Raw genomic sequence first — 12,133 nt, 5'->3', positions numbered from 1 at the left:
AGAACGCCGTCAGCATGTGGTCGTAGAAGGGCACCGTCGTCGAGATCGAGGAGGCGCCCGTGCCGTCGAGGTCGACGCTCAGGCGGATGCTCGACTCGCTCGTCGTGCGCTCGATGGTTGCGGTGCGGGGCATCCCTCGATCCTACTCGGGCCGCAGCTCGGCCATCGCGGCGAGCAGCGCGCTCGTCTCGGCTCTCGTCCCGGCGGTGATGCGGAGCGTGCCGGGCAGCCCGACGTCGCGCACGAGGATGCCTCGATCGAGCAGCGCGCGGAAGGTCGCCTGCGGGTCGTCGACCCCGGCGACGAGCACGAAGTTCGCGTCCGAGGGGTACGGGCGGTAGCCGAGCCGGGAGAGCTCCTCGACCATGCGGTCGCGCTGCGCGCGGAGGTCGTCGACGCGCGAGAGCATGACGTCGCTGTGGCGCAGCGCCGCGACGGCCGCCGCTTGCGTGATGGCCGAGAGGTGGTACGGCAGCCGCACGAGCCGGAGGGCGTCGATGACCGCCGGGTGCGCGGCGAGGTAGCCGACGCGCATGCCGGCGAACGCGAACGCCTTGCTCATGGTGCGCGAGACGAGCAGCCGCGGGTGCCGATCGAGCAGGGTGAGGGCCGTCTGCTCGCGGTCGCGCGCGAACTCGGCGTAGGCCTCGTCGACGAGCACGATGCCGCGCGCCGCGTCGGCCGCCGCCTCGATCGTCTCGAGGTCGATCGCCGTCCCGGTCGGGTTGTTCGGCGAGCACAGGAAGACGACGTCGGGGTCGTGCTCGGCGATCGCTGCGCGGACGGTGTCGGGGCCGACGGTGAAGCCCTCGTCCCTCGGGACCGGCACCCACCGCATCCCCACGCCCTGCGCGAGCAGCGGGTACATCGAGTAGGTGGGCGTGAACGACAGCAGCGTGCGGCCGGGCCCGCCGAAGGCCTGCAGCACGTGCTGGAGCACCTCGTTCGAGCCGTTGCCCGCCCAGATCTGCTCGGGCGTCACGTCGTGGCCGAGGTAGTGCGCGAAGGAGCGGCGCAGCTCGTCGAACTCGCGGTCCGGGTAGCGGTTCGCGTCAGGCAGCGCGCGCGCGACCTCCTGCACGATGTCGAGCGCGACCTCCTCGGGCACCCGGTAGGCGTTCTCGTTGACGTTGAGCCGCACGGGCACCTCGAGCTGCGGTGCGCCGTAGGGCGTCAACCCGCGCAGGTCGTCGCGGATCGGGAGGTCGTCGAGGCTCGTCACCGATCCAGCCTAGGACTTCGGCGGATGCCGTCGACCGCGCGCGGCGCGGTCGGCCGCGCCGCTCAGTCGGCGTACTGCGCGGGGATCGCGAGCCGCTCGCCGGGCTGGATCGCGCCCGCGATGCCGTTGAGCAGCTCGATCTCGGCGATGACGTCGCGCGGGTCGGCCTCGGGGGCGACGGCCTGGGCGATCTGCCACAGCGACTGGCCCGGCACGACGGTGATGTGGTCGAACTCGGCGGTCGCGGTCGACGAGGAGGCGACGGCGCCGGCGACGGCGTCGCCGACGAGGCCCGCGCCGGTGAGCGCGCCGACGGCGAGCACGGGCGCGGCGACGAGCAACGCGAGGGCGCGGCGGCCGCGAGCGGTCATGCGCAGGCGCGGCATCGGCGCGGCGCCTGCGACGGTGGTGGCGATGGCGGTCATGAGTGCCTCCTCTCGGTCCCAGTCCGAGGACTGGGATCCGCAGCCGGTGCTCGGCCGGGAGCACCGGCTGCGAATCTCTGTTTCGAATCTACTTTCGAACTGCCGCACGCGTCAACCCTGTCGCGGGACTTTCTCCACGACTCGCTCGAACGTGCGTTTGATCCGGGCGCCCTCTCGGATACGCTTTCGAACCACGAGGAGTCCATCAGGCACCACTGACACGCGGGGATCGGGGCACGGCATGACGAGGCAGCTCACCGAGAAGCAGCAGGCGATCCTGCAGGTGATCCAGCGCGCGGTGAAGCAGCGCGGCTATCCGCCGAGCTACCGCGAGATCGGCGACGCCGTGGGACTCTCGTCGCTCTCGAGCGTCACGCACCAGCTCGGCCAGCTCGAGCTCGCTGGGTGCATCCGGCGCGATCCCGCGCGGCCGCGCACGATCGAGGTCCTCGTCGACGATGAGATCGACGAGTCGGTCGGCTCGATCCAGCAAGCGGCGTTCGTGCCGCTCGTCGGCCGCATCGCCGCGGGCATCCCGATCACGGCCGAGGAGCAGGTCGACGACGTGTTCCCGCTGCCGAAGCAGCTCGTCGGCTCCGGCGACCTCTTCATGCTCCAGGTCGTCGGCGACTCCATGGTGGATGCGGCGATCTGCGACGGCGACTGGGTCGTCGTGCGCCAGCAGCGCGACGCGGTGAACGGCGACATCGTCGCGGCCATGCTCGACGGCGAGGCGACGGTCAAGGTCTTCAAGCAGCGCGATGGCCACACGTGGCTGCTGCCGCGCAACTCCGCGTTCGAGCCCATCCTCGGCGACGAGGCCGAGGTGCTCGGCCGCGTCGTCGCGGTGCTCCGCGCGGTCTAGCCGACCACGAACTCCGCGAGCTGCCCCGCCGCGGCCTCCGTCACCTTCGCCTCGACGCGCGTGCCGTCGGCCTCGTAGTCCTCGCGGAGCACCTCGAAGCGGTCGTGCAGCATCGCGATGATGTCACCGCGGTCGAACGGCACGAGGAGCGAGACCGCGACCTCGGGCCGCGGCAGCAGCTCGGCGATGCGCTCGAGCAGCTCGTCGACGCCCTCGCCCGTGCGGGCGGAGGCGAAGACGGCGTCGGGCTGCAGCCCGCGCAGCACGAGCCGCTCGTCGTCGCTCACGAGGTCGGCCTTGTTGAACACGACGATCTCGGGGATCGAGCGCGCGCCCGTCTCCCCCAGCACGTCGCGCACGGTCGCGATCTGCGACGCCGGGTCCGGGTGGCTCGCGTCGACGACGTGCACGATGACGTCCGACTCCGCGACCTCCTCGAGCGTCGAGCGGAACGCCTCGACGAGCTGGTGGGGCAGGTCGCGCACGAAGCCGACCGTGTCGGCGATCGTGAACTCGCGCCCGTCGGGGGTCTGCGCTCGGCGCACGGTCGCGTCGAGCGTCGCGAACAGGGCGTTCTCGACGAGCACGCCCGCACCGGTGATCCGGTTGAGCAGGCTCGACTTGCCGGCGTTCGTGTAGCCGGCGATCGCGACGCCCGGCACCTCGTGGCGGTCGCGATTGGCGCGCTTCGCCTGGCGCGCGGGCGCGAAGCCCTTGATCTGCTTGCGGAGCCGCGCCATGCGCGAGTGGATGCGCCGCCGGTCGAGCTCGATCTTCGTCTCGCCGGGACCGCGCGAGCCCATGCCCGCGCCCTGCCCGCCGACCTGGCCACCGGCCTGGCGCGACATCGACTCGCCCCAGCCGCGCAGGCGCGGCAGCAGGTACTCGAGCTGCGCGAGCTCGACCTGCGCCTTGCCCTCGCGGCTCTTCGCGTGCTGGCTGAAGATGTCGAGGATGACGGCCGTGCGGTCGATGACCTTGACCTTCACGCGGTCCTCGAGCGCGCGCCGCTGGCTCGGCGAGAGCTCGCTGTCGGCGACGACCGTGTCGGCGCCGAGCTCCTTCACCATCGCGGCGAGCTCCTCGGCCTTGCCGCGGCCGACGTAGGTCGCCGGGTCGGGGTTCGGGCGGCGCTGGAGCACGCCGTCGAGCACGCGCGCGCCCGCGGTCTCGGCGAGCGCCGCGAGCTCGCGCAGCGAGTTCTCGGCGTCCTCCGCGCTGCCGCTGTAGACGCCGACGAGCACGACGTTCTCGAGCCGCAGCTGCCGGTACTCGACCTCGGTGACGTCCTCGAGCTCGGTGCGGAGGCCGTCGACGCGCCGGAGCGCCGCGCGCTCCTCGCGGTCGAGCTGGTCGCCGTCGCGGTCGCTCGGCGCGTCGTCGTCCTGCAGCGCTTGCGCGCGAGCGGCGAGCAGCTCGCCCTCGCCGGGCTCGGCCCACGCGAGGATGCGCTCCATCGCGCGCCCGCTGTCGGTGCCGTCCTGGGCTTCTGCCATGCGTTGCTTCCTTCTGTACTGTCGGATCCGTGTCGGACCACTACTTCTCGCCCGATCCTGCCGCGCCCGAGTCGGTCCGGACGCTCAGGGTGCCGATCGCGGGCCGCGAGCGGGAGATGGTGACCGCCGCCGGGGTGTTCTCCGGCGACCGCCTCGACGTCGGCACCGCGGTCCTGCTCGATGCCGTCCCCGCGCCGCCCGCGACGGGCGAGCTGCTCGACCTCGGCTGCGGCTGGGGGCCGATCGCCGCGTCGCTCGCGCTCCGCTCCCCCGATGCCCGCGTGTGGGCGGTCGACGTCAACGCCCGAGCGCTCTCGCTCGTGGAGCGGAATGCCGAGCTGCTCAGCCTATCGAACGTCGTGCCGTCGGCGCCAGAGCGAGTGCCGGCCGACATCCGCTTCGACGCCATCTGGTCGAACCCGCCGATCCGCATCGGCAAGCAGCAGCTGCACGAGCTGCTCGAGTCGTGGCTGCCGCGGCTCGCGCCGGGCGCGACCGCGTGGCTCGTGGTGCAGAAGCACCTCGGCGCCGACTCGCTGCTGCGCTGGCTGCAGGAGCGCTTCGACGGCTTCGACGTCGAGCGCGCGGCCTCCAGGAAGACGTATCGCATCATCGCCGTCACGGCGCCGGACTGAGCGCCTCTCCGCGGAAGACGATCTCGGCGGGCCCGGTGAGCCACGCGTGGCCGCGGGCGTCGACGTCGACCTCGAGCCGGCCGCCCGGCACGTCGACGATCCAGCGGTCCGCCGCCTCGCCCGACCAGTGGCGGGTCGCGAGCGCGGCGGCGACCGCGCCCGTGCCGCACGAGAGCGTCTCGCCGACGCCCCGCTCGTGCACGCGCATCCGGATCGATCCGATGCCGTCGGCGATCACGCCCGGGACGACGAACTCGACGTTCGCCCCGTGCTCCGCGACGGGGTCGAGCGAGGGGGCCCGGTGGAGGTCGAGCGCCTCGAGCTCGGCCTCGTCGGCGAGCGCGACGACGACGTGCGGGTTGCCGGTCGACACGTCGAGGCCGGGCCGGGCGACGTCGAGGCCATCGGCGGCGACGAGCCGGGTGCCGCCGAGCGCGAAGGGCCCGAGGTCGACCGCGAGCAAGTCTCCGTGCCGCACGACGCGCTTGACGCCGGCGCGCGTGGCCACGTCGATCGAGCCGCCATCGGGGAGCTCGGCGAGCCCCTGCTCGAGCAGGAACCGCACGAACACGCGCACCCCGTTGCCGCACATCTCGCTCGCGCTGCCGTCGGCGTTCCAGTAGTCCATCGCCCACGTGCCCGCGGGGGCGTCGTCGAGCGCCGCGTCGCCCGCGCGACCGGCGGGCACGGCTCGGATCACGCCGTCGCCGCCGACGCCGAAGCGCCGATCGGCGAGCGCGCGCACCTCCCCCGGCAGCAGCGGCCGATCGCCGGCCGGGTCGGCGACGAGCACGAAGTCGTTCCCCGTGCCGTGGCCCTTGGCGAATCCGGTGGCGTGCATCGTCATCCCCCCAGGCTAGCGACCGCGCGCTGGGCGAGCTCGGCCGCGTCGGCAGGCGGCTCGGCCGGGTAGCGCTGGAACCACGACACCTGCCGTCGCGCGTAGCGCCGGGTGAGGGCCTGTGTGCGCTCGATCGCCTCCGCCTCCGTGATCCTGCCGTCGAGCTGGTCGAGCGCCTGGCGGTAGCCGATCGCCTGCTGCGCCGTCGTGCCGCGCTCGATGCCCGCCCCGCGGAGCGCTCGCGCCTCGTCGACGATGCCGCGCCGCCACATGCCGAGCACGCGCTCGTCGAGCCGAGCGACGAGCTCGGCGCGGTCGACGCGCTCGTGCTGGATGATCGTGGGGCGCGCGAGCGAGCGCTCGTCGGGCAGGCCGACGCGGAACGGCTCGCCGGTGAGCGTGACCGCCTCGAGCGCGCGCACGAGCCGGCGCCCGTTGTGCGGCCCGATCGCGTCGGCGGCGGCCGGGTCGAGCGCGCGCAGCCGCGCGTGCATCGCGGCTGCGCCCGTCGCGTCGAGCTCCGCCTCGAGGCGGGCGCGGAGCTCGGCGTCGGTCGCGGGGAACTCGAAGGCGTAGAGCACGCTCGAGGCGTAGAGCCCGCTGCCGCCCACGAGGATCGGCACCGCGCGTCGCGCCTCGATGCCCGCGACGACGCGCGCCGCCTCGTCGCGGTAGGCGGCGACCGCGGCGTCCTGCCACGGCTCGAGCACGTCGAGCAGGTGGTGCGCGTGGCCGCGGCGCTCCTCGACGCTCACCTTCGCCGTGCCGACGTCCATGCCGCGGTAGAGCTGCATCGCGTCGCAGTTGACGATCTCGGCGCGGGCGCCGAGCGCGACCACCGCATCGGCGATCGCGAGCGACCTCGCCGTCTTGCCGGTGCCGGTGGCGCCGACGACGGCGATGAGCGTCACGTGCCGATGCGCAGCGTCGGCAGCCCGAGCGAGACGGGCCGCCCGGCACCCGCTCCGGCTGCGCCGCCGCCGACGGGCGCGGGCACGCCGCACGAGTCGGCCTGGCTCCGGTCCCACGCGTCACCCGCGCGCGTGCGGCGCACGGCGATGGGGCCCTCGTCGGCGAGCAGGTGGAACGGCGCGGCGTGCGTCACGCGCACCGTCGCGATGTCGCCCGGGCGGGGCGACTCCGCGCCCGGCGCGAAGTGCACGAGCCGGTTGTCCTCGGCGCGCCCCGAGAGGCGATGCGTCTCCGCGTCCTTCTTGCCCTCCCCGACCGAGACGAGCACGTCGACCGTGCGGCCGACCTGGGCGCGGTTCTCCTCGAACGAGATGCGGTCCTGCAGCGCGACGAGCCGCTCGAAGCGCTCCTGCACGACCTCCTTCGGCACCTGGTCGGGCATCGTCGCCGCGGGCGTGCCCGGCCGGATGGAGTACTGGAACGTGAACGCCGAGGCGAACCGCGACGCCTCGACGACGCGCATGGTCTCCTCGAAGTCCTCGTCGGTCTCGCCCGGGAAGCCGACGATGATGTCGGTCGTGATCGCGGCGTGCGGGATGCGCTCGCGCACGCGGTCGAGGATGCCGAGGAAGCGCGCGGAGCGGTAGGAGCGCCGCATGGCGCGCAGCACCCGGTCGGAGCCGGACTGCAGCGGCATGTGCAGCTGCGGCATGACGGCCTCGGTCTCGGCCATCGCGTCGATGACGTCGTCGGTGAACGCGGCCGGGTGCGGGCTCGTGAAGCGGATGCGCTCGAGCCCGTCGATCTCGCCCGCGGCGCGCAGCAGCTTGCCGAACGCGAGCCGGTCGCCGAACTCCACGCCGTAGGAGTTGACGTTCTGGCCGAGCAGCGTCACCTCGAGGGCGCCGTCGTCGACGAGCGCCTGCACCTCGGCGAGGATCTCGCCCGGGCGCCGGTCGCGCTCCTTGCCGCGCAGCGACGGCACGATGCAGAAGGTGCACGTGTTGTTGCAGCCGACCGAGATCGACACCCAGCCGGCGTAGGTCGACTCGCGCTTGGTCGGGAGCGTCGAGGGGAAGACCTCGAGCGCCTCGAGGATCTCGACCTCGGCCTCGCCGTTGTGGCGGCTGCGCTCGAGCAGGGTCGGCAGCGAGCCGATGTTGTGGGTGCCGAAGACGACGTCGACCCACGGCGCGCGATCGACGATCGACGCGCGGTCCTTCTGCGCGAGGCAGCCGCCGACGGCGATCTGGAACCCGGGCCGCTCGCGCTTCGTCTTGGCGAGGTGCCCGAGGTGGCCGTAGAGCTTCTGGTCGGCGTTCTCGCGCACCGCGCACGTGTTGATGACGATGACGTCGGGGCGGCCGTCGACGGCCTCGGCGTAGCCGGCCTCCTCGAGCGAGCCGCGGAGGCGCTCGGAGTCGTGCACGTTCATCTGGCACCCGAAGGTCTTCACCTCGTAGGTGCGCAGCGCGGAGGTCGTGGGCATGCCCTCCAGCGTACCGAGCGGCGACCGCCCCGGAGCGTCAGTCCTGGGTCGCGGTGAGCGTGTAGCTGCTGCCGTTCGTGCCCTCGCCCGAGAGGTCCATCTCGCCGTTCTCGGCGGTGCCCGTCACGGTGAGGTCGAACTCACCCTCCTCGAGGCCCGTGATCGTGACCGTGAGGTCGGACGAGTCGCCCTCCCACACGTCCTGCGGGAAGTCGTACGTCTCGTCCGAGTCTCCCCACGTGGTGATGTCGACGGTGCCGTCGGCGTTGAGGGTGAAGCCGAACGGCGCGACGACGCCGTCGATGGCACCCGTCCACGACGTGTCGTCGAGGCTCTCCGCCGCCGAGCTGCCCGAGCCGTTGCCGGTGTCGGTGTCGGTGCCCGGCGCAGCGGGCGGCATCTGGATGCAGCCGGTGAGGGCGAGGAGGGAGGCGGCGGCGAGCGCGGGGACGGCGATGAGCTTGGTGGTCTTCATGCGCTCAATCTATTGCTTGGCCATGAGCCAGATCCTGAGCCTTGACCCGGAGCGATTCCCGTGCTGGGCGTCAGCGGAACCGCGGCCCCCGCGGGCGCGACCGCTCGATGCCGATGCGTACGGCGCCGCCGCTGAACCCGCGCCGCTGGAGCCAGCCGGCGAGCCGCCGCTCGGCGGTCTCGTCGTCGAGCGAGCCCATGCGCCGGCGCCGCTCGGCAGCGGCATCGATCGCGCGCTGCAGCTCGTCGTCGCGATCGGGCTCGTCGAGCACGGCGGGGTCGAGCCCGCGCTGGCGCAGGGCCGCGGCGATGCCGCGCTCGCCGAGCTGCTTGCGCTCGCGGAGCCGCTCGGCCTCGTCGCGCGCGAGCTGTTCGTCGTCGAGGTAGCGCTCCTCGACGAGCCGGTCGAGCACCGCGGCGCGCACGGCGGGCTCGACGTCTCGCTTCGCGAGCGCGCGGTCGAGCTCGAGCCTGCTCGCGCGCCGTCGGCCGAGCGCACGCAGCGCGATCGACCGCGCCGCCTCCTCGTCGATGGGCTCGAGCGGCCCGCCGTCGTCGTCGCGCTCGACGGCACGCCCTCGCGAGCCGGCGCCGGAGGGGCCTCGCGAGCCGCGCCGCGGAGCGCCGGGCTCCACGGGTGCCTCGGCCTCGGGCTGGTCGCCGGCGCGCTCCTCGCGCCCGGCGATCCAGCTCGAGAGCTCGGTGACCCCGGCGAGCCGGTCGGGATCGCTCACGCGCCCTGGCGCTCCTGCCGGCGCGCGTCGAGCGACTCGACGCCCGCTTCGGGCGCCGCGGCGCCGATGCCGAGCTTGCCGAGGATCTGGCGCTCGATCGAGCCCGCGATGTCGGGGTTGTCGAGCAGGAACTGGCGCGCCTTCTCCTTGCCCTGACCGAGCTGGTCGCCGTCGTAGGTGTACCAGGCCCCGGACTTGCGGACGATGCCGTGCTCGACGCCGAAGTCGATGAGGCTGCCCTCGCGGGAGATGCCGACGCCGTAGAGGATGTCGAACTCGGCCTGCTTGAACGGCGGCGCCATCTTGTTCTTCACGACCTTGACGCGCGTGCGGTTGCCGACCGCGTCGGCGCCGTCCTTGAGCGTCTCGATGCGACGGATGTCGAGGCGCACCGAGGCGTAGAACTTGAGCGCCTTGCCGCCGGCGGTCGTCTCGGGGCTGCCGAAGAAGACGCCGATCTTCTCGCGCAGCTGGTTGATGAAGATCATCGTCGTGCCGGTCTGGTTGAGACCGCCGGTGAGCTTGCGGAGCGCTTGCGACATGAGGCGCGCCTGGAGGCCGACGTGGCTGTCGCCCATCTCGCCCTCGATCTCGGCGCGCGGCACGAGCGCCGCGACCGAGTCGATGACGATGATGTCGATCGAGCCGGAGCGGATGAGCATGTCGGCGATCTCGAGCGCCTGCTCGCCCGTGTCGGGCTGCGAGACGAGCAGCGCGTCGATGTCGACGCCGAGCTTCTTGGCGTACTCGGGGTCGAGCGCGTGCTCGGCGTCGATGAACGCCGCGATGCCGCCGTTGCGCTGCGCGTTGGCGATCGCGTGGAGCGTGAGGGTCGTCTTGCCCGACGACTCGGGGCCGTAGATCTCGATGATGCGACCGCGCGGCAGCCCGCCGATGCCGAGCGCGGCGTCGAGCGCGATCGAGCCGGTCGGGATGACCTCGACGGGCGCGCGCTCCTCGCTGCCGAGGCGCATGACGGATCCCTTGCCGAACTGCCGGTCGATCTGCGCGAGCGCCGCCTCGAGCGACTTGTCGCGGTCTGCGGGTGTGGGCATGTGCTTGCCTTCCGTTTCGGTGATGGCGCTCACGCTACGTCGGGCCGCTGACATGCGTGCGGCCCCGGGCCCGGCCTGTGGACAGTCCCGTCGAGCAGCTCCAGCCTAGGGCCGGATCGAACGCATCTTCGAACGATGCGGCGGCGTGTCGCGACGCCTCAGCGCCGCGCCTCGCGCACGCCGCGGCCGTGGCGCCGAGCGACCGGCACGTCCTTCGCGTCGCAGATCGCCTGCCACACCTGCCGCGGCGGCACGCCGTCGGCGAGCGCGGCCGCACCGGTGCGCCCGCCGAGGCTCGAGAGCGTCGTGTCCTCCATCAGCACGGCCCCGAGCGAGCCGAACTCCTCCTCGAGCGCGAGCTGCAGCTCGCTCGCCCGCATCCGGGGTCTCTCAGCGCACCGCGGAGTCGAACTCCGCGACGAGGTCGTCGGGCAGCGTGTCGGGCACGCTCGCGCCGATGCGGTCGAGCTCGTGGTAGCCGAGGCCCTCGAGCACCGCGAGGCGGTCGCCCACCTCGTGCAGCACGCTCGAGAGCGGCACGTCGAGCGCTTCGGCGACCGAGGCGAGGATCTCGCTCGAGGCCTCCTTCTGGCCCCGCTCGACCTCGCTGAGGTATCCGAGGGCGACGGAGGCGCGGGAGGCGACCTGGCGCAGGGTGCGGCCCTGGCGCAGGCGCACATCGCGCAGCACGTCGCCGATCTCCTGTCGAACCAGCACCATGGTCTCCCCCTTCACCGTGGATGCATCATGCTAGCCGCAGCTTGCCTGCGAACCGCTCGATGCCCTACGACCTGTGACAACGCAAGGCTCGCACCGCGCATTCCGAGCCAGCACTCCTCATCCCTTGGATTCGCTGTGCATCACGAGGTCGGTGCGCTCGAGCGCGGCGTCGAGCTCGCGGAGCGCCGCGAGCAGCGCCGCCTCGCGCACCTGCTCGCGGTCGCCCGGCTCGAAGTGCGACGAGGCGTGCGAGCGCAGCCCGTCGACCGTCTCGAGCTCGATCCCGATGTGGAACTCCCCCGGCGCGTGGTCGTCCTGCGCGCCAGGGCCGGCGACGCCGGTCGTCGCGACGCCGATCGTGCACGCGCTGCGATCGAGCGCGGCGAGGTGGCGCACGCCGCGCGCCATCCAGATCGCGACGTCGGGGTCGACCGGTCCGCGCTCCTCGAGCAGGTCGCTCGGCACGTGCAGCACCTGCTCCTTCATCTCGGTCGCGTACGCGACGACGCCGAGCCGCAGCACGACGGACGCGCCGGGCGTGCGCACGAGCGTCTCGGCGACGAGGCCGCCGGTGAGCGACTCCGCGACCGCGATCGAGATCCCTCGCGCCGCGGCTCGCGCGACGATCCTGCCCGACAGCTCCATCGCATCCATCACCGGCTCCTCCACGTCTGCCACGCGAACTCCAGTCCCGAGTAGATGGTGAGCGCGACCGCGATCGTCATCGTGACGACGCACGCCCACGCGCCCCAGTCGCCGACCCACGCCTGCAGCGGCAGCAGCGCGAGCGGCAGCGCGATCCCCTGCGCCATGGTCTTGGCCTTGCCCGCCCAGTCGGCGGCGATCACGGTGCGGCTCGAGACGACGAGCCGGTAGAGCGTGATGCCCCACTCGCGCACGAGCACGACGATCGTGATCCACCACGGCAGCTCGCCGAGCACCGAGAGCACGACGAAGGCGCTCGAGGTGATCGCCTTGTCGGCGATCGGGTCGATGAGCTTGCCGAGGTCGGTCACGAGCCCGCGGCCGCGAGCGATGCGCCCGTCGACGAAGTCGGTCGCGATGAGCACGGTGAAGAGCACCGCCGCGAGCGTGCGCACGAGGCCCGGCTCGGGGTGCGAGAGCGCGACGACGACGAAGACGGGGGTGAGCAGGATGCGCACGGCCGAGATGAGGTTCGGCACGCTCGCGACGCTCGCGGGCTCATCGCCCCTGCGCCAGACGCGCCCGCGCCACGGGCTCAGGATCGGCATGCTGCGAGGCTA

At 73.0% G+C, this 12,133-nt stretch carries 15 protein-coding genes and 1 pseudogene; 2 read left to right on the top strand and 14 right to left on the bottom strand.

What is annotated here, in order from left to right; all coding sequences use genetic code 11:
- The 3 genes and pseudogenes from L332_RS0115860 to L332_RS28675 all read right to left on the bottom strand — a co-directional run.
- Positions 1 to 133: pseudogene (locus tag L332_RS0115860) on the bottom strand (imidazoleglycerol-phosphate dehydratase); the annotation flags it as partial.
- Positions 134 to 142: 9 nt separating this feature from the next.
- A complete protein-coding gene (locus L332_RS28680) occupies positions 143 to 1,222 on the bottom strand; it encodes a histidinol-phosphate transaminase (protein ID WP_021011808.1) in 1,080 nt (359 codons plus the stop codon).
- A gap of 62 nt (positions 1,223 to 1,284) precedes the next feature.
- Positions 1,285 to 1,647, bottom strand: a complete 363-nt coding sequence (locus L332_RS28675; RefSeq protein ID WP_021011807.1) for a LysM peptidoglycan-binding domain-containing protein — start codon at positions 1,645 to 1,647, stop codon at positions 1,285 to 1,287.
- A gap of 241 nt (positions 1,648 to 1,888) precedes the next feature.
- On the opposite strand from L332_RS28675, the gene lexA reads away from it, so the two are divergent.
- Positions 1,889 to 2,512: a transcriptional repressor LexA gene (gene lexA / locus L332_RS28670; protein WP_021011806.1), complete on the top strand. Its 624-nt coding sequence runs from the start codon at positions 1,889 to 1,891 to the stop codon at positions 2,510 to 2,512.
- On the opposite strand, the gene hflX is transcribed toward lexA, so the two are convergent.
- The gene (gene hflX / locus L332_RS28665) at positions 2,509 to 3,969 is read right to left on the bottom strand and encodes a GTPase HflX (RefSeq protein ID WP_052588788.1); all 1,461 of its coding nucleotides are present in this window, start codon (positions 3,967 to 3,969) and stop codon (positions 2,509 to 2,511) included. The genes lexA and hflX overlap by 4 nt on opposite strands.
- Before the next feature lie 68 nt (positions 3,970 to 4,037).
- On the opposite strand from hflX, the gene L332_RS28660 reads away from it, so the two are divergent.
- A complete protein-coding gene (locus tag L332_RS28660; RefSeq protein WP_021011804.1) occupies positions 4,038 to 4,643 on the top strand; it encodes a class I SAM-dependent methyltransferase in 606 nt (201 codons plus the stop codon).
- Here L332_RS28660 and dapF read toward each other — a convergent pair.
- From dapF to pgsA, 10 genes are all read right to left on the bottom strand, one after another.
- Positions 4,627 to 5,484 carry a diaminopimelate epimerase gene (dapF, locus tag L332_RS28655; RefSeq protein WP_031224432.1) on the bottom strand — a complete coding sequence of 286 codons (858 nt, stop codon included), beginning with the start codon at positions 5,482 to 5,484 and terminating at the stop codon, positions 4,627 to 4,629. The genes L332_RS28660 and dapF overlap by 17 nt on opposite strands.
- Positions 5,485 to 5,486: 2 nt before the next feature.
- Positions 5,487 to 6,395, bottom strand: a complete 909-nt coding sequence (miaA, locus tag L332_RS28650; RefSeq protein WP_021011802.1) for a tRNA (adenosine(37)-N6)-dimethylallyltransferase MiaA — start codon at positions 6,393 to 6,395, stop codon at positions 5,487 to 5,489.
- Positions 6,392 to 7,885: a tRNA (N6-isopentenyl adenosine(37)-C2)-methylthiotransferase MiaB gene (gene miaB, locus L332_RS28645; RefSeq protein ID WP_021011801.1), complete on the bottom strand. Its 1,494-nt coding sequence runs from the start codon at positions 7,883 to 7,885 to the stop codon at positions 6,392 to 6,394. Before miaB ends, miaA begins: the two co-directional genes overlap by 4 nt.
- Positions 7,886 to 7,922: 37 nt before the next feature.
- Positions 7,923 to 8,360 (bottom strand): hypothetical protein, encoded by a 438-nt coding sequence (locus tag L332_RS28640; RefSeq protein ID WP_021011800.1) that lies wholly within the window; start codon positions 8,358 to 8,360, stop codon positions 7,923 to 7,925.
- A gap of 70 nt (positions 8,361 to 8,430) precedes the next feature.
- The gene (locus tag L332_RS0115855; RefSeq protein WP_021011799.1) at positions 8,431 to 9,093 is read right to left on the bottom strand and encodes a regulatory protein RecX; all 663 of its coding nucleotides are present in this window, start codon (positions 9,091 to 9,093) and stop codon (positions 8,431 to 8,433) included.
- Positions 9,090 to 10,148, bottom strand: coding sequence for a recombinase RecA (gene recA / locus L332_RS28635; protein ID WP_021011798.1), 1,059 nt, complete (start codon positions 10,146 to 10,148; stop codon positions 9,090 to 9,092). The genes L332_RS0115855 and recA overlap by 4 nt, the downstream gene beginning before the upstream one ends.
- Positions 10,149 to 10,306: 158 nt before the next feature.
- On the bottom strand, positions 10,307 to 10,528 hold the full coding sequence (locus L332_RS28630; RefSeq protein ID WP_021011797.1) for a DUF3046 domain-containing protein: 222 nt from the start codon (positions 10,526 to 10,528) through the stop codon (positions 10,307 to 10,309).
- A gap of 10 nt (positions 10,529 to 10,538) precedes the next feature.
- On the bottom strand, positions 10,539 to 10,868 hold the full coding sequence (locus L332_RS28625; protein ID WP_021011796.1) for a helix-turn-helix domain-containing protein: 330 nt from the start codon (positions 10,866 to 10,868) through the stop codon (positions 10,539 to 10,541).
- 117 nt (positions 10,869 to 10,985) lie between these two features.
- Positions 10,986 to 11,546 carry a CinA family protein gene (locus L332_RS28620; RefSeq protein ID WP_235045103.1) on the bottom strand — a complete coding sequence of 187 codons (561 nt, stop codon included), beginning with the start codon at positions 11,544 to 11,546 and terminating at the stop codon, positions 10,986 to 10,988.
- Positions 11,522 to 12,121, bottom strand: coding sequence for a CDP-diacylglycerol--glycerol-3-phosphate 3-phosphatidyltransferase (gene pgsA, locus L332_RS28615; RefSeq protein ID WP_021011794.1), 600 nt, complete (start codon positions 12,119 to 12,121; stop codon positions 11,522 to 11,524). The genes L332_RS28620 and pgsA overlap by 25 nt, the downstream gene beginning before the upstream one ends.
- Positions 12,122 to 12,133: the final 12 nt, after the last annotated feature.

The organism is Agrococcus pavilionensis RW1, assembly GCF_000400485.1.
Classification (GTDB): domain Bacteria; phylum Actinomycetota; class Actinomycetes; order Actinomycetales; family Microbacteriaceae; genus Agrococcus; species Agrococcus pavilionensis.
The sequence above is the reverse complement of the archived record's forward strand: the minus strand, read 5'-3'. Positions and strand labels throughout refer to the sequence as shown.

Excerpts from the sequence above, each read along its gene's own strand:
- L332_RS28675 (WP_021011807.1), bottom strand. The coding sequence starts at position 1,647 with ATGACCGCCATCGCCACCACCGTCGCAGGCGCCGCGCCGATGCCGCGC.
- lexA (WP_021011806.1), top strand. The coding sequence starts at position 1,889 with ATGACGAGGCAGCTCACCGAGAAGCAGCAGGCGATCCTGCAGGTGATC.
- hflX (WP_052588788.1), bottom strand. The coding sequence starts at position 3,969 with ATGGAGCGCATCCTCGCGTGGGCCGAGCCCGGCGAGGGCGAGCTGCTC.
- dapF (WP_031224432.1), bottom strand. The coding sequence starts at position 5,484 with ATGCACGCCACCGGATTCGCCAAGGGCCACGGCACGGGGAACGACTTC.
- miaB (WP_021011801.1), bottom strand. The coding sequence starts at position 7,885 with ATGCCCACGACCTCCGCGCTGCGCACCTACGAGGTGAAGACCTTCGGG.
- L332_RS28640 (WP_021011800.1), bottom strand. The coding sequence starts at position 8,360 with ATGAAGACCACCAAGCTCATCGCCGTCCCCGCGCTCGCCGCCGCCTCC.
- recA (WP_021011798.1), bottom strand. The coding sequence starts at position 10,148 with ATGCCCACACCCGCAGACCGCGACAAGTCGCTCGAGGCGGCGCTCGCG.
- L332_RS28630 (WP_021011797.1), bottom strand. The coding sequence starts at position 10,528 with ATGCGGGCGAGCGAGCTGCAGCTCGCGCTCGAGGAGGAGTTCGGCTCG.
- L332_RS28625 (WP_021011796.1), bottom strand. The coding sequence starts at position 10,868 with ATGGTGCTGGTTCGACAGGAGATCGGCGACGTGCTGCGCGATGTGCGC.
- pgsA (WP_021011794.1), bottom strand. The coding sequence starts at position 12,121 with ATGCCGATCCTGAGCCCGTGGCGCGGGCGCGTCTGGCGCAGGGGCGAT.